A 23485-nucleotide genomic window follows, 5' to 3' on the forward strand; every position below is an offset into this window, starting at 1 on the left:
TCAAGCCTGCCGGGACTTACCCACGGTTTTCGCGCGTGCCTCTATTTTAAACCCTGCCAGACTAATATTTCATCAAGATTACAACGGGATGGGGAAAACGTCCCCGAATCGGCCCCAAATTTGCTTGCCGCTTCACACGAAAAGGTGTCCCCAGAATGGGCCAAGCGCCATCCCTGCCGTGAATTTAAGCACAGAATTCTTGCCTTGCCGGCAACGGCGCAAAACCGGTTGATCTTTCCGGCAAGGAAAGACATGAAGTCTGGAGACGGCATCGATCCTGCCGCAGGCGGATGGAGGACAGACTTGGCATCTCTCGGCACGCCGGCCTTCCGGCTCTATATCCTTCGCCACGCCCGCGCCGCCTGGGCCCAGCCCGGCCAGTCGGATTTCGAACGGGCGCTCGACGACGACGGCTTCGCCGAAGCCGAGGTGATCGCCGAGGAAGCGGCCGACCAGGGCTACCGGCCGGACCTCATCATCTCCTCGACCGCCGTGCGCTGCCGCCAGACGGCGGAACCGTTCCACCGCACCGTCAGCGAGGAGCTTTCCATAGATTATGTCGATTCGCTCTATTCCGGCACGATCGACGCCTATGCGGAGCTCGCCTTCGCGAACCGGCGGGAAAGCGCCGTGATGATCGTCGGCCACAATCCGATGATCGAGGAATTCTTCCACCGCCTCGTCGGCAAGGAGATCGCCGAGACCGCCGCGCCCTTCGGCTATCCGACGGCAGGCCTCGCCATCCTCGATTTCGACCGGCGCCCGACGGAAGAGGATTACACCGGCGCCTGCCTTGCCGGCTTCATGGCGCCGCGTCCGGCCCATTGACGAAACGGCGCCGCCTCTTTTCCTGCCGGATTTCGTTTCCTATATCGCCCTCGATGCTGGAAAGAGACCTTGCCGCCTAGCCTGACCACCTTCACCGACGAAGCCCGGCTCGCGCTCGATGCGCTCACCGGCCGCGCCGCCAATCTCGTCAGCCCGTCGATCCGGCTCGGCGTGACAGGCCTTTCGCGCGCCGGCAAGACGGTCTTCATCTCCTCCCTCGTGCACAATCTGCTGAACGGCGGACGCCTGCCGCTCTTCGAGGCCGGCCGCTCCGGCCGCGTCTCGAAGATCCGGCTGGAACCCCAGCCGGACGACGCCGTGCCGCGTTTCCAGTACGAGGACCATATCCGCGCGCTCGTCGCCGACCGTCTCTGGCCGGACTCGACCCGCGCCATCTCGCAGCTCCGCATCACGCTGGATTACGAGAGCGCATCCGGCTGGGGCCGCCTGTTCTCGCCCGGCAAGCTCTCCATCGACATCATCGACTATCCCGGCGAATGGCTGCTCGACCTGCCGCTGCTAGCGCAGGATTTCCGCACCTTCAGCCAGAACACCGTCGCGCTCGCGCAGTCCGGCATCCGCGCCGAGCTTGCCCGCGACTGGCTCGCACTTTCCGGCACGGTCGATCCCGCCGCCCATGCGGAAGAGGCCACCGCCCGGTCGCTCGCAGAAGCCTTCACCGCCTATCTGAAAGCCTGCAAGTCCGACGAGCGCTCGCTTTCCACCCTGCCGCCCGGCCGCTTCCTCATGCCGGGAGACCTTGAAGGCTCGCCGGCGCTTACCTTCGCTCCCTTGCCGAACCTTGCCGCGGGCAGTCCCGCCAGGGGCTCGCTGCATGCGATGATGGAGCGCCGCTACGAGGCCTACAAGGCCCATGTCGTGCGCCCCTTCTTCCGCGAGCACTTCGCCCGCCTCGACCGGCAGATCGTGCTGATCGACGCGCTTCAGGCGATCAATCGCGGCACTGAAGCAGTGCACGACCTGGAGCGGGCGCTCGGCGACGTGCTCGACTGCTTCCGCGCCGGCGCCAACAGCTTCCTCTCCTCCTTCGTCACGCGCCGCATCGACCGCATCGTCATCGCCGCCACCAAGGCCGACCACCTGCATCATGAAAGCCATCCGCGGCTGGAGGCCATCACCCGCCGGCTGGTGGAGCGCGCCATCGAGCGCATCGGCATGAGCGGCGCAGGCATCGAGGTCATGGCGCTCGCCTCCGTGCGCGCCACCCGCGAGGCGACCGTCAAGCACGATGGCGAGGACCTGCCGGTCATCGTCGGCGTGCCGATGGCGGGCGAGAGGATCGATGGCGAGGTCTTCGACGGCGAACGGAAAACAGCGATATTTCCCGGGGACTTGCCGAAGGATCCGGATTCACTTTTTCAAGCGCTTGAATCGTCCCCTGAAGGCGAAGCGCCGCATCTTCTCAATTTCGTCCGCTTCCGCCCGCCGCATATCGAGGAAACGGGCGGCGGCCTGAAACTGTCGGTGCCGCATATCCGCCTCGACCGGGCGCTGCAATATCTCATCGGAGACCGGCTCGCATGACAGACCGTCCGCGCAGGCCCGCCGCCTTCTCGCTTCCGCCCGCCGCCGCGGCGAAGGAACCGGAGCGCAGCAAGCCCCGCACGCCCGCCGCCTTCGACGATGCCGTGACGCTGACGCCGGACGCGGACGATCCCTTCATCGCCACCACGGCCGACCTGCCCGAGCTGATGCCGCCCGTCGCGACGCCCCGCCCGCGCCGCCTGACGCTCGGCCGCATCGCCTTCGGCGCGCTCGGCCTCCTTCTCTCGCTCGCCGTCGGCCTCTGGGTGGATGCGCTGATCCGCGATCTCTTCACTCGCAACGACTGGCTCGGCTATCTCGCGGTCGCCGCCGCGGCGGTCGCCGTGCTCGCCCTTCTCGGCGTGGTGCTGCGCGAGCTCATCGGACTGCGCCGGCTCGCCGCCGTGCAGGACCTCAAGCACGATATCCTCGAAGCCGCCGCCTCCCCGACGCCGTCGGTCGGCCGCGCCATCGTCTCCCGCCTCGTCCATCTTCTCGCCGCCCGGCCGCAGACGGCCCGGGGACGGGCAAGGCTCGCCGAGACCGAGGGCGAGATCATCGACGCAGCCCATCTCGTCGACCTTGCGGAGCGGGAGCTGATGGCCCCGCTCGACCGCGAGGCGCGGGCATTGATCCTCGGCGCCGCCAAGCGCGTCTCCATCGTCACCGCCGTCAGCCCGCGCGCGCTGGTCGACCTCGGCTATGTCATCTACGAAAGCAGCCGGCTGGTGCGCGGCATGGCGGAACTCTATGGCGGAAGGCCGGGCAAGATCGGCATGCTGCGCCTGATGCGCGACGTCATCGCCCACCTCGCCGTCACCGGCTCCATCGCCATGGGCGACAGCCTCGTCCAGCAGGTGCTCGGCCATGGCATCGCCTCCAAGCTCTCCGCGCGGCTCGGCGAAGGCGTCATCAACGGCCTGATGACGGCACGAATCGGCATCGCCGCCATGGACCTCTGCCGGCCCATGCCCTTCCGGGCGCTGAAACGGCCCGGCATCGGCGATTTCATCGGCGACCTGACGCCGGGAACCGGGAGCAGCCGCCGCGACGAGGCGTGACCGGACTGCAACACCCCGGTTTTCAGGGCCTCGGCCGTCATCAAATACGAATGGACAGGGCGGCGGGAAACCGTCCATTAACCATTTTCGCGCAAATCTCCTCTCACCAGAGCAGGCCAGATGGCCGTCGCCCATCAAGGATCGTTCATGTACTCGCGCACCTCTTTGATCGCCCGCGTCTCCGTAGCGGCCATTCTCGCAACCACCGCCTTCGCCCTTCCGGCCGCCGCCGGTTCACACGACAAGGCATTCTTCCAGCAGGTCGCGGGCAACTGGCAGGGCAGCGGCGAAATCGTCGCCGGAAAGTACAAGGGCACCAAGTTCAGCTGCGACCTCACCGGCGACACCGCCGCCGCGAAGGATGCCGGCATCCAGCTCGACGGCTTCTGCCGCGTCGGCGTGTTCAAGCAGCCGATGTCCGCGCTGATCACCAAGGCGGGCGCCACCTACAAGGGCAAGTTCCTCGACGGCGCGAACGGCAAGGGCCTCGACATCACCTCCGGCCAGGTCGCTGGCAACAAGGTCGTCGTCGGCATCAACCGCCAGAAGCTCAACGGCGCGATGATCGCGCGGCTGGAGAGCGACAACAAGATGAACATCACCATCTCGGTGAAGGTCGAGAACAAGATGGTCCCGGTCATCGGCCTGTCGCTCGACCGCAGCCTCGACGACATCGCCGTCGGCTCGATCAAGTAAGGCTCAGGCCTTCCACCAGTCCGGGCCGGCGCTTGCCGGCTCGATCCCCGCGACATCCGCCTCCTTCAGCCACGCCTCGGCGGTCCGTCCCTCGACATCTAGCGTTGGCGTGACGTCCGCCAGCGGCATCAGCACGAAACCGCGCGCCGTCATGCGCGGATGCGGCAGTTCCAGCCGGCCGCCGGCCTGCGACACGCCCTCATAGGTCAGGACATCGATATCGATGGTGCGCGGCCCCCAGCGCTCCTTGCGCTCGCGCTTCATGTCGCGCTCGATCCCGAGACAGGCGTCGAGAAGCGCCTCCGGGGCAAGCATCGTCTCCACCAGCGCGCAGGCATTGAAGAACCAGTCCTGGTCCGTCTTGCCCCAGGGCGGCGTGCGGTAGAGCCGTGAAACGGCGACGACACGGCAGTCCGGCCGCGCATCGAGCATGCGCAGCGCCTCCGCCATCGATCGTACCGGATCGCCGACATTGCCGCCGAGGCCGAGCGTCGCCCGACGGAAGGGCTCAGACGACATGGTCGACCGTCACCTGGACATAATCGAGCACGCCGGGAACCGGCGCGTTCGGCTTGCGCACGGTGATGCGCGCGCGGGAAATCTGCGGGAAGCGCGCACAGAGAACGGTGGCGATCTCCTGCGCGAGCGCCTCGATGAGGTAGCGCCGCTGGCCGGTGACGATCTTCTCGATCTCCTGGAAGGCGACGCCGTAGTCGACGGTCGATTCGATCGAATCGTCGGAAAGCGGGCGCAACGGCCGCACGTCCAGCTCGGCATCGACGAAGAAGCGCTGCCCCAGGAATTCCTCGGCATCGTGCAGGCCGTGGCGGGCGAAGAAGGCGCAGTTCTTGAGCGTGATCGTATAAGTCGTGGTCATGGTCTATCCTGTCCGGTTGGCTCTCCGGCGCGCGCCTCGCGCACCTTCACCTTGCGCCCTGCGTCGAGCATAGCATCCGCCATGGCAAGCGCATCCCTGTTGATTGCGACATCGTGCACCCTGAAGACCGCCGCGCCGGCAACACGCAGCAGCGCCGTCGTCGCGGCCGTGCCCGCATCCCGCTCCGCCGCCTCGCGGCCGGTGACCGCGCCGACGAAGCGCTTTCGCGACGTGCCGGCGAGAATGGGCAGTTCGAAACCGAAAAGCGCGCCGAAACGCGCCATGAGCTCGATATTCTCGTCGGTATCCTTGGCAAAGCCGAAGCCGGGATCGAGCACCATGGCCTCGCGGGCGACACCGGCCTCCCGCGCGATTTCCAGCGAACGGCCGAGGAAGAGATACTGGTCCTCCACGACGTCGGGGAGCTTCTGCCGGTCGCGGCCGGTATGCATGATGCAGAGCCCCGCCCCGGTCTCCGCCGCCACGCGCGCGATATCGGGCTCGCGCTGCAGCCCGTGCACGTCGTTGACGATATGTGCGCCGGCGGCAACGGCAAGGCGGGCGGTTTCGGCGCGGTAGGTATCGACGGAGATAATGGCGTCCGTCGTGCCGGCAAGCGCCTCGATGACGGGCAGAATCCGGTCCTGCTCCTCAGCGGCCGTCACGGCCGCGGCGCCGGGCCGGGTCGATTCCCCACCGATATCGACGATCTCGGCGCCTTGTTCCAGACAGAGGATCGCCTGCGCCACCGCGGCATCCGCGCTGTCGAATTTTCCGCCGTCGGAAAAGGAATCGGGGGTGACGTTGACGATCGCCATCAGAATGCCACGCGGGCCGAGTTCCAGATGCCGGCCGTGCGCAAGCGCCCAGCGGAAGGGTTCGAACGGCGAGAACATGGCGGTTTCCTCCCGCGATTAACCAGTGCCCCGAAAGGGTGTTGCGCTCGCCGAGCCTATGCCCCAAGCTTAAAGGAAGTTCAACCGGCTCAGCGTATCGAGCCGGCACACCATCGGGCGGATCCGGTGGCGAAAGGAATGCTGAACCGAAATGAAGACCATCGCCCGCCTGATGGCCCTTGCCGCCCTCGCCTGCCTCGCCCTCCAGCCGGCCCGCGCCGAGACGATCACCTCGAAGTCCTTCGCCTATTTCTCCGTCGGCGGGCGCACGGCCGCCGAACTCGACGAGGAATTGTCGAAGCGCGGCCCCGTCATGAAGCACAGCGGCTCGCGCCATCCCGGCGCCACGCGGATCAAGTGGGGCGGGTCCGTCACCTATGTGCGGCGCGGCGACCGCTGCGCGGTGGGCGATGCCAAGGTCACGCTCTCCACCCAGATCATCCTGCCCCGCTGGAAGAACCGCAAGCGCGCGACGCCCTCGCTCGCCCTCATCTGGGACACGCTTTCCGCCGACATCCGCCGCCATGAGGAACGCCACGCCGAAATCGCCCGGAGCCACGCCCGCGACCTGGAGCGCACCCTCAAGCGCCTGCCGCCGGAAGCGAGCTGCGAGCGCATGCAGGCACGCGTCGACCGGGTGACCGCCGACGCCGTCGCCAGGCACGACGCCGACCAGGCGCGCTTCGACCGGATCGAGTCCAAGAACTTCAACGACCGCATGATGCGCCTGCTCACCCACCGCATCAACAACGGCAAGTGAGTAAAGGCCGCAGGGCCCAGCATGTATTTCCCGTAGGATTCCGAGTGCAACCGGAACGGATCAAGCCGAGAGCGGCTCGACCTGCACAAAATCAGTGGTGAAATCTAGCGATAGCGCAATTCTGCAAATCACCTTATCGTCATCCCAACAGCGATCGGAAGGTTTCTCTTGGTTTCCGAAGCGGCATGCATGGGTTTTGACAGGTTCTCCTGGCGCATCTCTATCGAAGCAGCAGGTGTTCTCCTCCCTCTCCTGACTGCGATGCGCCCTCCTGGCCTCGCTCGTCCCTGGTGACCGGCGAGGCATTTTTTTGCCCATCTATTCTTGAAAAAGAACAGACCTCACCCGTTCTCTTCTTCACGCGGGAAGAAGAGCGGGAATGTTTTCGTGCGGGGGATGATGTCAGGCCTGGCGTTCCGGCACGTGGACGACGAGCCCGTCGAGCGCATCCGACATCTTGATCTGACAGGAAAGCCGCGAGGTCGGGCGGACGTCGTAGGCGAAGTCCAGCATGTCCTCTTCCATCGCCTCCGGCGGACCGACCACTGCGCTCCAGGCATCGTCGACATAGACATGACAGGTCGCGCAGGCGCAGGCACCGCCGCATTCCGCCTCGATGCCGGGCACGGAATTGCGCACGGCATTTTCCATCACCGTGGAACCGTTGGCGACATCCAGTTCGTGGCGCGTGCCGTCGAAGGCGACGATGGTGAGTTTGCTCATGATGACTTCCGGATCCTGTAGGCTGCCCGGTGCGGGCACGTGACTGGACGGCAGAGAGGGTGCGCGCCGCCGGTTTTCCGGCGGCTGTTTCCAACAAAACCTGTCACCAGTCAACATAGTGCGCCGCGCCCGGGACTTTAAGGACCCGGCGCCGCACGGCTGCCCCTGCGGCAGGGACTGCCGCTCAGCGGCAGAGTTTCAGGATGAAGTTCTCCGCCTCGACCACGGCGGCCGTGACATTCGCCAGCGCGACGGCATTTGCGGGGTTGCGTTCCAGCGCCTCGGCGGCCGCGCCGACGATGGTCGCGCCGACGGACTGGGCCGAGCCCTTGAGACGATGGGCGACGGCGGCGCGGTCGGGGCCCTGCGTCTCCGCGATCTCCTTCATGCTGGCGCGGGCCTGCCGCGCGAACATCTGCAGCACTTCCAGTTCCAGTGCCTTGTCGCCCATGGTCTGTCGGGCAAGGTGTACCAGATCGATCGGCCGTCCATTCGGGGGACACATGCCGCCCGCATTGTCGGGCGCCTCGAATGCGATGTTGAGCGCTGCCATTGCCAATATCCTTATATACGCTACGTACGCTTGTTTCGTTGTGATGCACGCAGATGCCGGCGGGGGCGCAGGCGTTTTCCGCCCTTATGCACCGTCCGCCCGGCAATTCATTCTGCGCGGCCGGCGCGCCTATCCGATTAAAAGACGGCGCAAAATGGGCATGAATCGCAAACTATGGTTAACGGCTGAAAAATTGCCGTTTTCTCAAGTTTTCCATCGCGATACGGATTCGCCCGTTTTTAACTTCCTGTTAAGTTTCGGGCGAAGGGAGATGGCAATGAATTGTGTGATACAGGCTAATGTGTCACTACGATACGACCGGTAGTCCCGGTGGATAAACCGTGCGCGGAGATACACCCTTTCACCGTTTCGGTTTATCGAGCGAAGTTGGAATGAACGGCGGTCCGGACGCTGCTTGCCATGAGGGTTTGCAGCAAGACCGGCCACCACCCGGACGGTTCCAGTGCGCCTGAGCAGCGGCAGCGCGCATGAAGGCCGATCCCGGACATGGTAACGAGGCGTAACCGCATGGCGACGAACAAGTCCATTGAGTCGATCGACGAAAAGGCCTTCCAGGCCCTCGAAGAAGCATTGAAGATCGACTTCGACGATCTGGCGCCGGAAACGCCCGCAAAGCAGGACGCCTCGGAGGCCCGCGTGTCGGAACCAGCAAGCCGCATTCCCAACAAGACACAGGAAAAGACGGCGGCCCAGCCGGCCGGCGGAGAAACCCCGCGCAACCTTTCCCCCGAGCCCGGCCCGAAGGCCCCGGTCTTCACGCCGGCCAACGACGGTTCGCGCAAGACGCCGGCCGCGATCCTGAAGTCGCTCGACATGCGCTCCTCGCGCGGCCCGATCCGCATGGCGGTGCTTGCCTCCATCCTCTGGGTCATCGGCGGCCTCGGCGTCGCCAACCTTCTTTATGCGCCGCAGATCTGGCAGATCCGCTCGGTCGCCGACCTCGTCGCCCTGCCCGGCGCCATCGGCATGATCGTCGCCATCGTCATGCCGATCATGCTGTTCTTCGCCTTCGCCATCATGATCGCGCGCGCCCATGAGCTGCGCAGCGCCGCCCGCTCGATGGCCGAGGTCGCCCTTCGCCTGTCCGAGCCGGAAACGGTCGCCACCGACCGCATCATGTCCGTCGGCCAGGCCGTCCGCCGCGAAGTCTCGGCGATGAACGAAGGCATCGAGCGCACCATCGCCCGCGCGACCGAGCTCGAAACCCTCGTGCATTCCGAAGTCAACGCGCTCGAACGCAGCTATTCCGACAATGAAATGCGCGTGCGTACGCTCGTGCAGGAACTCGGCTCCGAGCGCGAGGCGATCGTCAGCCATGCCGAGCGCATCCGCTCCTCGATCTCCGGCGCTCACGAACAGCTGAAAGACGAGCTCGCCAGCGCCGGCGAAAGCATCACGGCGCGCATCGCGACGTCCGGCGAAGCCTTCGCCTCGATGCTCGACACCCGCGCCGCCATGCTGATGGAAAAGTCCGACAGCGCGACGCAGACCATCGGCGCCATGCTCTCGGCCCGCACCGACAGCCTGCTCTCCACGCTCAGCTCTTCCGGCCTTGCGCTTGCCAACGAGTTCGACAGCCGCCTCGACCAGCTGACGGCGAGCCTCGATTCCCGCGGCCGCGACCTGCTGCAGCAGTTCGAGACCCGCGCCTCCTCGCTCGACACCAACACCGAGAAGCTGAACGCCGCCCTCAACGAGCGCGCCAAGCAGCTCAACGAGACGCTGATCGCCCGCACCCGCGAGATCAGCGAAAGCCTCTCCATCGGCCAGCAGGCCGTAACGGGCGGCCTTGACCATGTCCTCCAGTCGATGAATGCCGCGCTCGACGAAAAGGGCGCGCAGTTCCGCCAGAGCCTCAAGAACGCCGCCGACGACACGGTCATGGACCTCGACCTGCGCACCGGCTTCTTCGATGAGCGCATGCAGGCGACGGTCGGCCAGATCGCCAGCGCCTTCGACCAGCGTGTCGAGGAATTCGCGAACGCCTTCGACCAGCGCGCCGGCTCGCTCGACTCCAAGCTGATGGAGAGCCTTGCCCGCATCAACGAGACGGTCGCCAGCGGCCACGATTCCATCGACGGCATCCTCACCTCCAGCATCGAGCGCCTCGGCAATACGCTCACCGACCAGTCCTTTGCGCTGGCGACCACCCTCGCCACCAGCCAGGAAGTCATCGAGCACGCCGTTTCCGGCCATGCCGAATCCATCGGCAACGCCGTCGGTGGCGCGCATGAGCGCATGAGCGCGATCCTCTCCGAAAAGTCCGCGACGCTGCTCGGCGGCCTCTCCGACGTGCAGAACCGCATCGAGACCGGCTTCGGCGCCCGCGCCGACGCGCTGGCCGAAAGCATTTCGGGCAGCGAGCGCCGCCTGACGGAAGCGCTGGATTCGCGCGGCACCACCATCGCCAGCGACATCCACGCCGCCCAGACCCGCATGGAGGAGGCGCTGAGCGCCCGCGCCAACGCGCTGGTCGAAAGCATCTCGGGCAGCGAGCGCCGCCTGACGGACGCCCTCGACACCCGCGGCGCGACCATTGCCGGCGGCATCGAGGCCGCACAGGCCCGCATGGAGGAAGCGCTCGGCGCCCGCGCCGACGAGATCACCTCCACCATCGCGGCAAGCCACAACCGCATCGACAATGCGCTCACCGAGCGCACGGCCGCCCTCTCCTCCATGCTGAACGAGACCGGCAGCCAGCTCGAGCAGTCGGTGGGTTCGGCCGCAAGCCGCGTCGAGACCGCACTGACGGGCGCCGCCCGCCAGATCGACGAGGTCATCACCGGCCGCACGGCCAACCTCGCCTCGGTCCTTTCCAACAGCGCCGGCTCCATGCAATCCGCCATCGACGCGGCCGCCGACCGCGTGGAAACCGTCCTGACGGAAGGCAGCCAGCAGCTCGGCGGCGTCCTGCATGGCCAGGCGGCCGAGTTCGCCGACGCCTTCTCCGGCCGCGCCGCCGAAATCGCCGAAGCCCTGTCGGGCCGTGCCTCCGAACTCGCCGGCTCGCTCGTCTCCACCCACGAGCAGATCCGCACGACCCTCGACGACCGCATCAATGCGATCAATGTCGCGATCACCGAAGGCCGCAACCAGCTCACCGAGACGCTGAACGACCAGGCGACCTCCATCGGCACGTCCATTGCCACCAGCGCCGGCATGCTGGAAATGTCGCTGGAACAGCACGAGGAAACGCTGCGCCGCACCATCGACGGCAGCGCCGCCCTTCTCGACCAGCGCGTGCGCGAAAGCGCGGGCGCCGTCGCCGAGCGCCTCGGCGAGACCTCCTCGAAGATCGCCGAAGCAGCCCATGCCTTCGGTACGCGCATGGAGCAGACCGTCGACAGCGTCGCAAGCCGCTTCGACACGACGGGCAGCCGGCTGGAGGAAAACCTCGGCAAGCTCGAAGCCCGCATCGAACACAGCGTCGAGAATGTCTCCGGCATCGTCGACACGGCCGCCGCCCGGATTTCGGACACGCTGTCCGAGCGCCTCGCCGATCTCGACCGCGTGGGCGGCGACGTCTCGCTGCGCGTTTCCGACGCCCTTTCCCGCCCGATCGCCGAAGTCGACCGCATCGGCGACGAGACGACCGCACGCATCGCGGCAGCCCTCGCCGGCCGCGTGGGCGATATCGAACGCATCAGCGTCGACGCAGCCGACCGGATCGAAGGCGCGCTTTCGGGCCGCCTCACTGATATCGAGCGCGTCAGCGCGGATGCCGCCAACCGCATCGAGGGCACCCTCTCCAACCGCCTCGGCGATATCGAGCGCGTGACCGGCGAAGCCGCCGAGCGCATCGACGGAACGCTCGCCGAGCGCGCCACCCAGATCGAGCGCATCACCGGCGAGGCTGCGGCCCGCATCGACGGCACGCTCTCCACCCGCACGGGCGACATCGAGCGCATCTCCACGGAAGCCGCCGAGCGCATCGCCACCACCATCGACGAGAAGACCGGCCGCATCGAGGAACGCCTCGGCACGATGGACCGGGCGCTCACCATCGGTCTCGACAGTGTCAACCGCACCATCGACGGCAAGGCCGCCGGCCTCGCCCAGACGCTGCGCGACGCCGTCTCCCAGGCCGCGCAGGACATGGATGCCGAAGCCATCCGCTCGGCGCAGTCGCTCGCCAAGACCGGCGAGGAATTCGCAAGCCTCAGCAGCACGCTACGCGGCGCGGTCTCCCGCGCGGCACAGGAAATGGGCGCCGAAGCCCAGCGCGCCGCGGAGAACATCGCCAAGACCGGCGAGGAATTCGCGGAAAACCTTTCGGCCCGCAACGAAGCCTTCACCCGCGCCGTCGAGGAAACCACCTCCTCCGCCGTCGCCCGCTTCGTCGATACGGAAAGCCGCCTCGCAAGCCAGGCCCAGTCCCTGCACGCCGGCCTCGGCGACGTCGAGAAAGCGCTTGAAACGCGCGGCGCCTCCATCCGCACGGCGCTCGACGACCGCACCCGCGAACTCAACTCCATGCTGGCAAGCCGCACGGAGGAACTGTCGCGCCTCATCAACGAGGAAGCCCGTCCGGTCATCGACGACTATGCCGCCGTCGGCCGCGAAGCCGCCGAGCGCATCACCGGCGTCGCCCGCGAGAGCGCCGAGCGCCTGCGCAACGAGAATGCCGCGCTCATCAACGCGATCTCCGCCCGCACCGCCGACACGCTGGCCGCCATTTCCGCCCGCACGGAGGAAGCCGCCAGCACGATGCGCGCCATCGAGAGCGGCCTGCAGTCGAATGTCGAGAGCCTGATCGTCCGCCTTTCGGAAAGCAACGGCGCCATCGCCGGCATGATCGACGAGGCGAGCCAGACGCTCGGCGCCATCGACGGCCGCCTCACCTCCACGGCAGAGCGCTTCACCGCCTCCGCCGAGCGGGCATCCGACATGGTCTCCACCACATCGCGCCTGCTCGAAGGCAAGGTCGACCGCCTCTCCGACATTTCCGCCGGCACGCTCTCGCAGATCGGCGGCATCGTCGGCCGCTTCGAGGACCATTCGAAGATCCTGTCGCAGGCCTCCGACCTCCTCGCCGCCGCCCAGTCGAACCTTGTCTCCACACTGGAAGAGCGGCAGGACGCCCTTCGCTCGCTCTCCGTCGGCCTCGTCCAGCGCTCGGAAGAGATCGAGAAGACCATGCAGTCGCTCGAAGGCATGGTGGAAGGCGTCTTCAGCCGCGCCGAGGAGCGTTCCAACCTGATCGCCGGCAACCTGCGCGGCGGCATCCAGTCCTCCTTCAACGAGGTCGGCCGCATTCTCGGCGAGACCGAGAAGCGCGCGGAAGCCGCCGCCAACACGCTGCGGGATTCGCTGGTCAAGGCCGGCGAGGAAGCCGGCCAGTCGGTGGAAGGCGCCTTCACCCGCGCCGAAGAGCGCACGAAGGAAGTGGCAAACCGCTTGCGCGGCAGCGTCGGCGCCTCGCTCTCCGACGTCGACCGCCTGCTCGCCGAATCCGGCCAGAAGTCGGAAGCCGCGACGACCGTCATGCGCGAAACGCTGCGCCAGGCCGTCGAGGAAGCCGTCGGCAAGTTCTCCGGCGCCACGGAGGAAATCCGCCGCGCCGCCGCCGATATCCGCAAGGAACTCGACCAGACCCGCGGCGAACTGAAGCGCGGCGCCTTCGACCTGCCGGAAGAGGCCAAGGAAAACGCCGCCCAGATGCGCCGCGCCGTCAGCGAGCAGATCAAGGCCCTGCAGGATCTTTCCGACATCATCGGCAAGTCCTCCTCGGCGCTGGAAGTCTCCCGCCCGGCCGCGCAAGCGACCGTCGCCCAGCCGGTGCAGCAGCAGCCCCGCGTCGAGCCGCGCCGTGAAGAGCAGCCGGCCCAGCAGTTGCGCGGCAGCCTCGGCATCGAGCGTGCGGCAACCGCCGCCAGCGTCCCGCAGCGCGCGCAGCCCCTGCCCGCCGAGGCCGACGCCAAGGCGGCCGGCGAAGGCGGCTGGATGCGCGACCTCCTGCGCGGCGCCGTCTCGCGCGAGGAAGCGCAGTTCGCCCAGCCGCGCGGCGAAGGCCAGGCCGCCCGCCCGGCGGACACCCGCAACCCGCGCCATGTCGTCGAATCGCTGAATTCGCTGTCGGTCGACATCGCCCGCGCCATCGACCACGACGCCTCGGTTGAGCTGTGGCGGCGCTACCAGCGCGGCGAGCGCGACGTCTTCACCCGTCGCCTCTACACGCTGAAGGGCCAGCAGACCTTTGACGAGATCAAGCGCAAATACGAGCGCGAGCCGGAATTCCGCACCGCGGTCGACCGTTACATCTCGGACTTCGAGAAGCTGCTCGCCGACGTCGCGCGCAACGACCGCGACAAGGTCATGACGCAGACCTATCTCACCTCGGATACCGGCAAGGTCTATACCATGCTGGCCCACGCCGCCGGCCGCTTCAACTGAGCGGATCGGAACCGGAACAGGGAACGGCCGCCCCTCGGGGCGGCCGTTCTGCTTTTAGGGAAGGTCGAGAAACCCGCGCCTGCCGCCCCACTTTTCGCCGCCCAAACCTTAAAATCGGATGCTCGCCCCTCTATATGCCTTCCGACACAGATGGAACGCAGGGGAAGAGAAGCGAAAATGATGTCGATACAAGGATTTGGCCGCGCGCTCGCAATGGTCGCCATGGCGCTGGTGGTGGTGATGACCGTGGTGGACGTCGCCGAGGCCCGCCGCGCCGGCGGCGGTTTCGGCAGCCGCGGCACGCGCACCTTCTCGACGCCCTCGACGACGCGCACCGCACCGACCGACGCCATGCCGATCGACCGGACGATGACGCGCCAGCCGTCCGCGCAGCAGCCGTCCGCAGGCCGCAACACGACGGCCAATCCACGCCCCGGCCTCTTCGGTGGCTTGGGCGGCTCGCTCCTCGGCGGCCTGATGCTGGGCGGCCTTGTCGGCATGTTCCTCGGCCACGGGCTCGGTGGCGGCGTCGGCTTCCTCGGCCTCATCCTGCAGGTGCTGCTGATCGCCGGCGTCTTCATGGTCCTGCGCCGCATGTTCGCGCAGACGAACGCGCCCGCCTATTCCGGCAATGCGCGAAGCCAGTACAGCAATGGCGGCTCCGATTTCGAGATTCCGCGCATCGGCGGCGGTGGCCGGCAGGCGCCGCAGCCGAAGGCTGGTGACGAGATCGGCGTCCAGCAGACGGACCTCGACCAGTTCGAAGACCTGCTGAAGGAATTGCAGGCAGCCTATGCAGCCGAGGATTTCCGCACGCTTCGCCAGATCACAACGCCGGAAGCGATGTCCTATCTCGCGGAGGAAATCGGCGACAACGCCACGAAGGGGCTGCGGAACGAGGTCCGCGACATCCATCTCGTCCAGGGCGACGTGGCGGAAGCCTGGCGTGAAGGCGCGGACGACTACGCGACCGTCGCGATGCGCTATGAAAGCATCGACGTGATGCGCGACCGTTCGAGCGGGCGCGTCGTTTCCGGCGATCCGGACAGTCTCACCGAGGCCGTGGAAGTGTGGACGTTCCTGCGCCGCAATGGCGGCGAGTGGAAGGTCTCGGCCATCCAGGGCGTCGAAGCCGCGTGATGGAGGGGCGCTCGCCCCTCATCCCGCTGCCGCGACCTTCTCCCCGCAAGCGGGGAGAAGGCGAGGATGCCCGCCTTTCCTGAAACATTCAGGTCCTTTGGAAGGGAAACCCCGTCATCCCTCCCTTCGCCCCGCTTGCGGGGAGAAGGTGGCCGGTAGGCCGGATGAGGGGCATTTCTGGAGGGACGCTCGCCTCTCGTTCCGCTGCCGCGACACTCTCCCCGCAAGCGGAGAGAAGGCGAGGATGCCTGCCTTTCCTGAAACGTTCAGGTCCTTTGGAAGGGAAACCGTGTCATCCCTCCCTTCGCCCCGCTTGCGGAGAGAAGGTGGCCGGTAGGCCGGATGAGGGGCATTTCGTTTTCCGGATCAGATGGACTTCAACGTCCAGCCGACGATATCGGCGGTCACCGTCGCAAAGGCCGCATCGAGCCCCTTCACGAAGGCCGTGCTGTCCGCGCCGCGCACCGGAGCCGTCGCGCGGAAGACCTTCTGCGTGCGCACCGTACCGTTGCGGTCGTTGAGCAGCTTGGCGGAAATCTCCACGACGGCCGTCGCCGTGCCCGAGGTCTGCACCTCGAAGGTGCGGATATCCGTGACGACCTGGTAGTCGATGGCCAACCCCTGCCCCGGCATGCCGACGCCGCCGACTCGGCCGGTATTCTCGAAGGCCTGCACGAGCTTTGCCTGCACCATCTTGCTCAGGCTGTCGCTCCACTGCGACTTGGCGAGATACTGGATTTCGGAGGACGACGGACGGATGACGATCTGGTCGCTGTCGATTGCCTTGAGGGCGGAAGGCTGCGGCACGAGGATCTGCCGGTTCTTCGCCGAAGGGCCTTCCGCGGAGGCCGTGGCCGAGAGGCTGAACGTGTCGTTCTTCGCAGGCGCCCCGCCGCAGGCGGCGAGCGTTGCCGCCAGAACGGCGATGAGAGCGGCGCGCGCCGCAGTCCCGTTCCGCAACAACTCCATACCCGATACCGTCATTTCATCCTCAAACCCTGGGAATCGATGTGTAGCAGCGGCACGGCACGCTGTCACGGTTGCGCGGGCGGACAAATTCGCGTCCGCCTGCTGCGGCCTCCCCGATGTGGGGATCGGGCCACACTTCGGGCCGTTACCGCCGGGTGCGCCCGTCATATTGCTTGACGGTATCGCCGCCGAAGAGCAGGCGCTGCGGATTGCGCTCGAAGCCGGAAATAGCGCTGTCGAGATTCTGGATTGTCCGGCGCGTGTCGAGCACCAGGGCCTCGACGTCGCGCAGGCCCGAGCCCGAGAAGCGCTGCAGGCCATCGGCGATGGGGCCGATGCGGCCGTTCAGCGTATCGGCGGCCTGCTTGATCGATTGCAGCGTCGCCTTGGCCTCGGCGAAGAGCGACTCGGAATCCCCCTCGCCCAGGAAGCCGTCGAGCTTGGCCAGTACGCCGTCGACGCGCGAGGACGCGGCGTTCAGCTTGTTCGACATCTGCTTCACGTCGGTGATGATCTGGTCGATGTCTTCCTTGCGCTCACCGATGCGGTTAGCGACGCCCGTAACGGAGGCGATCGCCTTGCGCGCATCGTCCGTCGCGACCGAGATGTTGTCGATCGCGCCGCTGACCTTCTGCGTGTCGACCGCGGCCATCAGCGTATCGACCTTGTCGAGCGTTTCGCTGGCGCGCTTGCCGAAGGCGTCGAAGGTCTCGGCCGTCTTGCGGAAGCCCTCGACGGTCGCCTTCACGTCGCCCGAGGCGTCCGCGATGTCCCTGCTGACCTTGTCGACATTGCCGACGAAGTCCTCGACCTTCTTCGGATCGACCGCCTTGATGAGCGAATCGACGGAGGCGAGCGTCGAATCCAGACGGCCGGAGAGGTTCCTGAACGTATCCGACAGTCCGCCGACGCTTTTCAGGAAGGCGTCGATGTTCTCGCCGTTGCGGGCGAGCGAATCGGAGAACTTCTCCGCATTGCGGACCGTGTTGGTGAGCGGGCCGCGCGCATCGGCGACGAAGCCCTGGATATCGGAGATCGCCGTGTCCGCACGCTTCAGGATCTTGTCGGCGGTCGAAAGGATGTTCGTCACGCTCGACTGCTCGGCCTGGAGGACTGCGGTCGTCTCGTTGTCGAAGGCCTCGCGCAGGATGTTCGGGTCGCCCGCGTTGCCGCCGCCGAGCTCGATATAGGCCGCGCCCGTCAGGCCCTGCACTTCTAGAACCGCGCTGGTCGACTTCTTCACCGGCGCGCTCGTCAGCACCTCCGTCATGGCGACGGAAAAGCGCGGGTCCTTGGAATCGATGGCAAGGCTGCGAACCGAGCCGACGGGAATGCCGTTGAAGCGCACCGGCGAGCCGACGGAAAGGCCGTTGGCCGAGCCCGGAATACGGATCGCGAGCTGCGCCATGTCACCGCCGCGGCCGTATTGCGACATCCAGTAGACGAAGACGAACGCGGCCGCCATGACCAGCACGGTGAAGAAACCGACGAGGGCGTAGTTGGCTTTCGTTTCCATGCGTCCATCCTGCCGCAATTCTATCCGCCGGGGCCGAAAGGTCCCGTTATTCCTGCTTCCGCACGATCGACCGTGCCCGCTTGCCCCGGAAATAGGACTGCACCCACGGATCGTCGAAGGCCAGCATGTCCTCGATCGTGCCTTCGACCAGAACCTTCTTCTGCCCGAGCACGGCGATGCGGTCGCATACCGAAAACAGGCTGTCGAGGTCGTGAGTCACCATATACACGGTGAGGCCCAGAGTGTCGCGCAGTTTGGCGATCAACTCGTCGAATTCCGCCGCGCCGATGGGATCGAGACCGGAGGTCGGCTCGTCGAGGAAGACCAGCGCCGGGTCGAGCGCCAGCGCACGGGCCAGCGCCGCGCGCTTGATCATGCCGCCGGAAAGCTCGGAGGGGAACTTGTCCGCCGCCTCGGGCGCAAGGCCGACCAGCTCGATCTTGAGGCACGCCAGCTCGTCCATCATCGCCTGCGGCAGGTCGAGATATTCGCGCATCGGCACCTGGATGTTCTCCTTCACCGTCAGCGAGGAGAACAGCGCGCCCTGCTGGAAGAGCACGCCGAGCTTCATGTCGAGCGCCAGCCGCTCTTCTTCCGACGCCTTGTCGAAATCCGTGCCGAAGATGCGGATATTGCCGGAACGGCGCGGCAGGAGGCGCAGCACGGTGCGCATCAGCACCGACTTGCCGGTACCCGACGCGCCGACGAAGCCGAGGATCTCGCCGCGGTAGATGTCGAGATTGAGCCTGTCGAGGACGATGTTGCTGCCGAAACCGACGGTCAGGTCCTCGACCGAGAGCACCACGTCGTCCTGTTTTGCCGGATCCATGGGCATCCCTAGAAGTCGATTGAGGCGTAGAACATGGCGAACAGGCCGTCCATGAGGATGACGACGAAGATCGACTTCACCACCGAGGCGGTGACGTGCCGGCCGAGCGATTCGGCGCTGCCGCCGACCTTCAGGCCCTCCACGGAGGCGACAATGCCGATGATGAGGGCCATGAACGGCGCCTTGATCATGCCCGAGACGATAGTCGAAAGGTCGATCGCCTCGCGAAGGCGCGACTGGAACGTGTCGAAAGTGATCCCGGAATAGGCCCAGGCGACGACCGCCGCGCCCGCAAGGGCCGCGAAGTTGGCGATGATGGTCAGGAGCGGCAGCGCGACGGTCAGCGCCACCAGCCGCGGGAAGACGAGCACGCCGATGGGGCTGAGGCCCATGACCTTCAGCGCGTCGATCTCCTCGCGCATCTTCATCGAGCCGACTTCGGCCGTGATCGCGCTGCCGGAGCGACCGGCGATCATGATCGCCGTCAACAATACGCCGATCTCGCGGAGCTGCAGGATGCCGACGAGGTCGACCACGAAGACTTCCGCGCCGAAATAGCGGAGCTGGAAAGCGCCCTGCTGCGCGATGATCGCCCCGATGAGGAAGGACATCAGGAGGATGATCGGCACGGCGCGAACGCCCATATGGTCGATCTGGTTCACGATGGCGGCCGGCGACACGCCGCTCCTGCGGCCGAGCTTCAGCTGCGCGCCGCGCACCGCCGAGCCGAGGATGAACATCGCAGCGACGGCATCGTCCCAGAGATTGTACATGATCTTGCCGACCGGCGTGAACAGGCGCTCGAACAGGGTGCCGGGCGGGCGCTTGTCCTCGCCGGGCTCGGCGAGCTTTTCCGGCAGGGCGGCTATCAGGTCGGCATAGCGCGTGCCCTTGCGGTCGCTGACGCTGACCTCGGCCCCCTTGGCCTGCCGCGCGGTGATGGCGCGGCGCAGCAGCCAGGCGCCGGCCGTATCCATCTCCTCCACCGCGCTGAGGTCGATTTCGAGCGTCCCGCCCTCGCTCCCCGCGACCTTGTCGAGCCGCTTGCCGGCGGCGACGGCGGTCGTATTGATCCAGGGGCCGGAGAGACGCCAGATCTCCCCGCCATTGTCCGGCAGGCGCTCGGTCGCGATTTCGGCTGTGGGGCTGGCGGCGGCGGTCAAGTCTCTTGCATCTTCCCGTGCTTGGGACAACATGCGCCTGTCTTACCGGCTCGCCGGCCATCTGTCACCGAACGAACGGCCGAAAGCCTCAATCCGCCCCGAAATTTTCTGCCCCGTCAGGATCGCCCATGCGCCGCACACTCCTTGCCAAAACCGAAAGCTTCCCGATTGCCGGGGCCTTCACCATTTCGCGCGGCGCGAAGACGACGGCCGAGGTGGTGACCTGCACGATAGGCGCCTCTGGCCTTTCCGGCCGTGGCGAATGCGTGCCCTATGCCCGCTACGGCGAATCGGTCGCCGGCGTGCTCGACGCCATCGAGGCGATGCGCGGCGCTATCGAGGACGGCATGGGCCGGGAGGACCTCGCCCGCGCCATGCCCGCAGGCGCGGCGCGCAACGCCCTCGACTGCGCGCTCTGGGACCTGGAGGCCAAGCTCTCCGGCGTGCCGACCTGGCAGGTCATCGACACGGCCGCCCCGCAAAAGCTCGTCACGGCCTATACGCTCTCGCTCGGCGAGCCGGAGGCGATGCAGCGCCAGGCGGCCGAACATGCCTGGCGGCCGCTGTTGAAGGTCAAGGTCGGCACGCCGGACGATGCCGCCCGTATTCGCGCCGTGCGCGCGGGCGCGCCGGAAAGCGCCATCATCCTCGACGCCAACGAGGGCTGGACGCCGGAAAACCTCGCCCATCATTTCGCGCTCTGCGCCGAAGCGCGCATCGCCCTCGTCGAGCAGCCGCTTCCGGCCGGGGGCGATTCGGCGCTGCGCGACCATGCGCGCGCCGTCCCGGTCTGCGCCGACGAGAGCGTGCACCGCACGCAGGACGTGGCGGCGCTCGCCGACCGCTACGACGCCGTCAACATCAAGCTCGACAAGACCGGCGGGCTGACGGAAGCGCTGGCGCTGAGGCAGGCCGCGCGCGACCACGGCCTGAAGATCATGGTGGGCTGCATGGTCGGCACGTCGCTCGGCATGGCCCCGGCGGTGCTCCTGGCGCAGGGCGCCGATTTCGTCGATCTCGACGGCCCGCTGCTGCTGGCCCGCGACCGGGAGCCCGGCCTTCGCTACGAGGGCTCGAACGTCTATCCGCCGGAAGCCACGCTCTGGGGCTGATCGCAAAGGCGCGGCGCGGCGAGCCGCCCCGCGACGACGCAGACGAGCCCCGACGCCGCGATGACGGACATCAGATAGAACCCGTCGACGCCGTACCAGTTGAAGGCATAGCCGGAGATGAAGGTGGCCGCCGCCATGAAGATGCCGGTGTAGAAGAAATAGAGCCCCTGCGCCGCCGCCTCCTGCTCCTCCGCCACGCGCTCGACCATGCGGCTCTGCACGCTGACATGCAGGATCGCGAAGGTGAAGGCGTGCAAGCATTGCAGCACGAAATAGCCGGCGAACGGCATGTCGAGCGGAAAGACCAGCCAGCGCCCGACCGCGGCCGAACAGCCGAAGATCATCATGGACCAGAGGTTGAACCGCCGCCGCAGCCGGACGGCGCAGGCGAAGAGAATCACCTCGGCAAGGACGCCGACGCTCCAGAGAATGCCGATATCCGTGCCGCTGAAGCCCTTCTTGCGCCAGTAGATCACCGAGAAGGCATAGAGCATGGCATGGCTGGCATTGACCAGCGAAACGCCGATCAGCATGAGCTGCACGTCGCGCTGCCTGAGCGTGCGCGCCGCCGGCATGGTGGCGATCGCCGCGATAGGGGATGGACGGCGCGGCCGGCCGATCTTCGGCACGATCACCGCCCCCACCACCGTCAGCACGAAGGCAGCCGCCATCGCCGGCAGCACCATCGCCCCACCATAGAGCCCGGCAAGCCAGCCGCCGATCATCGTCGCCACGATGAAGGCGAGCGAGCCCCAGAGCCGCATCCGGCTGTAATCGAAATTCCAGCGCCGCACGCCCGAGAGCGCGATGGCGTCGGTGATCGGCACATAGGGCGAATAGACCGCGCATTGCAGCGTATAGAGCAGGAGCACCGGCCAGAAGCCGTGCACGCCGAAGAACAGGAACGCCGTCGCCAGCGACAGCACGCCCGACCACATGAGCACGACCGAGCGCTCGCCGATGCGGTCCGCGACAATGCCCGCCGCGGGCGCGGTGAAGACGCGTACGAACATCGGCAGGGCAAGCACGATGCCGATCTGGAAATCGTTCATCGACAGGGTTTCGAGCCAGACCGGGAAGAACGGCAGCGCAATGCCGTTGACCATCATCGGCGCGCAGAAGACGAGGGCGATGCGCGCGGCGAAATACGGCGGCGCGCCGGCGGTCACGGTAAACCCGGAAGGGGCGGTCATTGGCGGGGAACCTGCGTTGGAACGCCCTCCGCTCTATCACGCCGATGTACGTACGCCAATCCGCTATTTCTGCGGGTGGCGGTGGATAATTCTGCAAGGCGGCGCCTCCCCGCGAGAGCGGCTTTCACGGTGGATGCCGTGCCCCTCATCCGGCCTGCCGGCCACCTTTTCCCCGCAAGCGGGGCGAAGGGGATATGCCGCACCGGTTTCCCCAATTTCCCCCAACGTCGCTTGGGGCAAGTTCCCTCTCCCCGCCTGCGAGGAGAGGGTTAGGGTGAGGGGCGAGCTCCAAAGATTACCCTAACGGAAATCCCCTTACGCAGCCTCCACGCCGGCCGGCTCCCGCACCTCGATGACGGGCATCTGGCGCGAGACCGGCAGAACCTCGACGGGCGCGGCGGCCATCTGCTGCCAGGTGATCAGCTCCATCCGGCCGTCGTGATGCTCGGCGATGGCCGTGCAGCTTTCCACCCAGTCGCCGCTGTTGATGTAGCGGATGCCGTCGATCTCGGTGATCACGGCATGGTGGATATGGCCGCAGATGACGCCGTCCGCATCGTTGCGGCGCGCCTCCTCGACGACCACCCTCTGGAATTCGCCGATGAAGTTCACGGCCGTCTTCACCTGCTGCTTGGCCCAGGAGGAGAAGGACCAGTAGGGCAGCCCCAGCCGGCGGCGGATGGCAGCAAAGACCACGTTGATCGCGATGGCCGCGTCATAGGCCCAGTCGCCGAGATAGGCGACGACGCGGGCATGGCGCACCACCACGTCGAACTCGTCGCCGTGCAGCACCAGGTAGCGCCGGCCGTCTGCAGCCTCATGGATGATACGCTCGGCCACCTCGACGCCGCCGAAATGCGTGCCGGGGAAGTCGCGCAGGAATTCGTCGTGGTTACCGGGAATATAGACGATGCGGGTGCCCTTGCGGGCCTTGCGCAGGAGCTTCTGCGTCACGTCGTTGAAGGCCTGCGGCCAGTACCAGTTGCGCTTGAGGCGCCAGCCGTCGACGATGTCGCCGACGAGCACGATGGTCTCCGCTTCGTGATGCCGCAGGAAGTCGATCAGGAAGTCCGCCTTGGCGGCCTTCGATCCGAGATGCACGTCCGAGATGAACAGCGTGCGGAAGTGGCGGACATTGGGGTCGACGGGGGTCGCGGTCATGCGTCTGTCTCCGGGTGGCCGGCCGCCGCGATCCTCTTCGGACGGGCGG

19 protein-coding genes are annotated in these 23485 nt (G+C 66.7%); 8 read left to right on the plus strand and 11 right to left on the minus strand.

Annotated elements, in window-relative coordinates:
- Window positions 1-303 precede the first annotated feature (303 nt).
- The 4 genes from ACZ1A1_RS06895 to ACZ1A1_RS06910 all read left to right on the plus strand — a co-directional run bounded on the left by ACZ1A1_RS06895 (window position 304) and on the right by ACZ1A1_RS06910 (window position 4130).
- Complete coding sequence (locus ACZ1A1_RS06895; protein WP_313192999.1) at window positions 304-828, plus strand: SixA phosphatase family protein; 525 nt, start codon at window positions 304-306, stop codon at window positions 826-828.
- 69 nt (window positions 829-897) lie between these two features.
- A complete protein-coding gene (locus tag ACZ1A1_RS06900; RefSeq protein WP_463619290.1) occupies window positions 898-2373 on the plus strand; it encodes a YcjX family GTP-binding protein in 1476 nt (491 codons plus the stop codon).
- Window positions 2370-3434 carry a YcjF family protein gene (locus ACZ1A1_RS06905; protein ID WP_463619291.1) on the plus strand — a complete coding sequence of 355 codons (1065 nt, stop codon included), beginning with the start codon at window positions 2370-2372 and terminating at the stop codon, window positions 3432-3434. The genes ACZ1A1_RS06900 and ACZ1A1_RS06905 overlap by 4 nt, the downstream gene beginning before the upstream one ends.
- Before the next feature lie 147 nt (window positions 3435-3581).
- Window positions 3582-4130 carry a hypothetical protein gene (locus tag ACZ1A1_RS06910; RefSeq protein ID WP_463619292.1) on the plus strand — a complete coding sequence of 183 codons (549 nt, stop codon included), beginning with the start codon at window positions 3582-3584 and terminating at the stop codon, window positions 4128-4130.
- Between the two features lie 3 nt (window positions 4131-4133).
- Here ACZ1A1_RS06910 and folK read toward each other — a convergent pair whose 3' ends face one another.
- From folK to folP, 3 genes are read right to left on the minus strand one after another with little or no spacing between them, the layout of a single operon-like run.
- Window positions 4134-4649, minus strand: coding sequence for a 2-amino-4-hydroxy-6-hydroxymethyldihydropteridine diphosphokinase (gene folK / locus ACZ1A1_RS06915; RefSeq protein WP_463619293.1), 516 nt, complete (start codon window positions 4647-4649; stop codon window positions 4134-4136).
- Complete coding sequence (gene folB / locus ACZ1A1_RS06920) at window positions 4639-5007, minus strand: dihydroneopterin aldolase (protein ID WP_454635555.1); 369 nt, start codon at window positions 5005-5007, stop codon at window positions 4639-4641. The genes folK and folB overlap by 11 nt, the downstream gene beginning before the upstream one ends.
- Window positions 5004-5903, minus strand: coding sequence for a dihydropteroate synthase (folP, locus tag ACZ1A1_RS06925; RefSeq protein WP_463619294.1), 900 nt, complete (start codon window positions 5901-5903; stop codon window positions 5004-5006). The genes folB and folP overlap by 4 nt, the downstream gene beginning before the upstream one ends.
- Window positions 5904-6054: 151 nt before the next feature.
- On the opposite strand from folP, the gene ACZ1A1_RS06930 reads away from it, so the two are divergent.
- A complete protein-coding gene (locus tag ACZ1A1_RS06930; RefSeq protein WP_463619296.1) occupies window positions 6055-6663 on the plus strand; it encodes a DUF922 domain-containing Zn-dependent protease in 609 nt (202 codons plus the stop codon).
- Between the two features lie 402 nt (window positions 6664-7065).
- Here ACZ1A1_RS06930 and ACZ1A1_RS06935 read toward each other — a convergent pair whose 3' ends face one another.
- On the minus strand, window positions 7066-7386 hold the full coding sequence (locus ACZ1A1_RS06935; protein WP_119256218.1) for a 2Fe-2S iron-sulfur cluster-binding protein: 321 nt from the start codon (window positions 7384-7386) through the stop codon (window positions 7066-7068).
- Between the two features lie 184 nt (window positions 7387-7570).
- A complete protein-coding gene (locus ACZ1A1_RS06940) occupies window positions 7571-7939 on the minus strand; it encodes an Hpt domain-containing protein (RefSeq protein WP_313192992.1) in 369 nt (122 codons plus the stop codon).
- Window positions 7940-8467: 528 nt separating this feature from the next.
- Between ACZ1A1_RS06940 and ACZ1A1_RS06945 the strand changes: the two genes are divergently transcribed.
- Both ACZ1A1_RS06945 and ACZ1A1_RS06950 read left to right on the plus strand, forming a co-directional pair.
- Complete coding sequence (locus ACZ1A1_RS06945; protein WP_463619297.1) at window positions 8468-14353, plus strand: apolipoprotein A-IV repeat region-like domain-containing protein; 5886 nt, start codon at window positions 8468-8470, stop codon at window positions 14351-14353.
- Window positions 14354-14533: 180 nt separating this feature from the next.
- Window positions 14534-15493: a Tim44 domain-containing protein gene (locus tag ACZ1A1_RS06950; RefSeq protein WP_463619537.1), complete on the plus strand. Its 960-nt coding sequence runs from the start codon at window positions 14534-14536 to the stop codon at window positions 15491-15493.
- A 366-nt stretch (window positions 15494-15859) separates the two neighbouring features.
- On the opposite strand, the gene ACZ1A1_RS06955 is transcribed toward ACZ1A1_RS06950, so the two are convergent.
- From ACZ1A1_RS06955 to ACZ1A1_RS06970, 4 genes are all read right to left on the minus strand, one after another.
- Window positions 15860-16477 carry an ABC-type transport auxiliary lipoprotein family protein gene (locus tag ACZ1A1_RS06955; RefSeq protein ID WP_432430850.1) on the minus strand — a complete coding sequence of 206 codons (618 nt, stop codon included), beginning with the start codon at window positions 16475-16477 and terminating at the stop codon, window positions 15860-15862.
- A gap of 130 nt (window positions 16478-16607) precedes the next feature.
- Window positions 16608-17978, minus strand: coding sequence for an MlaD family protein (locus ACZ1A1_RS06960; RefSeq protein WP_415214516.1), 1371 nt, complete (start codon window positions 17976-17978; stop codon window positions 16608-16610).
- Between the two features lie 46 nt (window positions 17979-18024).
- Window positions 18025-18807 (minus strand): ABC transporter ATP-binding protein, encoded by a 783-nt coding sequence (locus tag ACZ1A1_RS06965; RefSeq protein ID WP_463619298.1) that lies wholly within the window; start codon window positions 18805-18807, stop codon window positions 18025-18027.
- 8 nt (window positions 18808-18815) lie between these two features.
- On the minus strand, window positions 18816-19970 hold the full coding sequence (locus ACZ1A1_RS06970; RefSeq protein WP_463619299.1) for an MlaE family lipid ABC transporter permease subunit: 1155 nt from the start codon (window positions 19968-19970) through the stop codon (window positions 18816-18818).
- A gap of 128 nt (window positions 19971-20098) precedes the next feature.
- Between ACZ1A1_RS06970 and dgcA the strand changes: the two genes are divergently transcribed.
- Window positions 20099-21082: an N-acetyl-D-Glu racemase DgcA gene (dgcA, locus tag ACZ1A1_RS06975; RefSeq protein ID WP_463619300.1), complete on the plus strand. Its 984-nt coding sequence runs from the start codon at window positions 20099-20101 to the stop codon at window positions 21080-21082.
- Here the strand turns inward: dgcA and ACZ1A1_RS06980 are convergent.
- Together ACZ1A1_RS06980 and ACZ1A1_RS06985 are read right to left on the minus strand one after the other, a co-directional pair.
- Window positions 21052-22275, minus strand: a complete 1224-nt coding sequence (locus ACZ1A1_RS06980) for an MFS transporter (RefSeq protein WP_463619301.1) — start codon at window positions 22273-22275, stop codon at window positions 21052-21054. The two genes, dgcA and ACZ1A1_RS06980, sit on opposite strands and share 31 nt — an antisense overlap.
- 315 nt (window positions 22276-22590) lie before the next feature.
- A complete protein-coding gene (locus ACZ1A1_RS06985; RefSeq protein ID WP_463619302.1) occupies window positions 22591-23436 on the minus strand; it encodes a UDP-2,3-diacylglucosamine diphosphatase in 846 nt (281 codons plus the stop codon).
- Window positions 23437-23485 lie beyond the last annotated feature (49 nt).

The organism is Shinella sp. R2-11 (assembly GCF_055330205.1).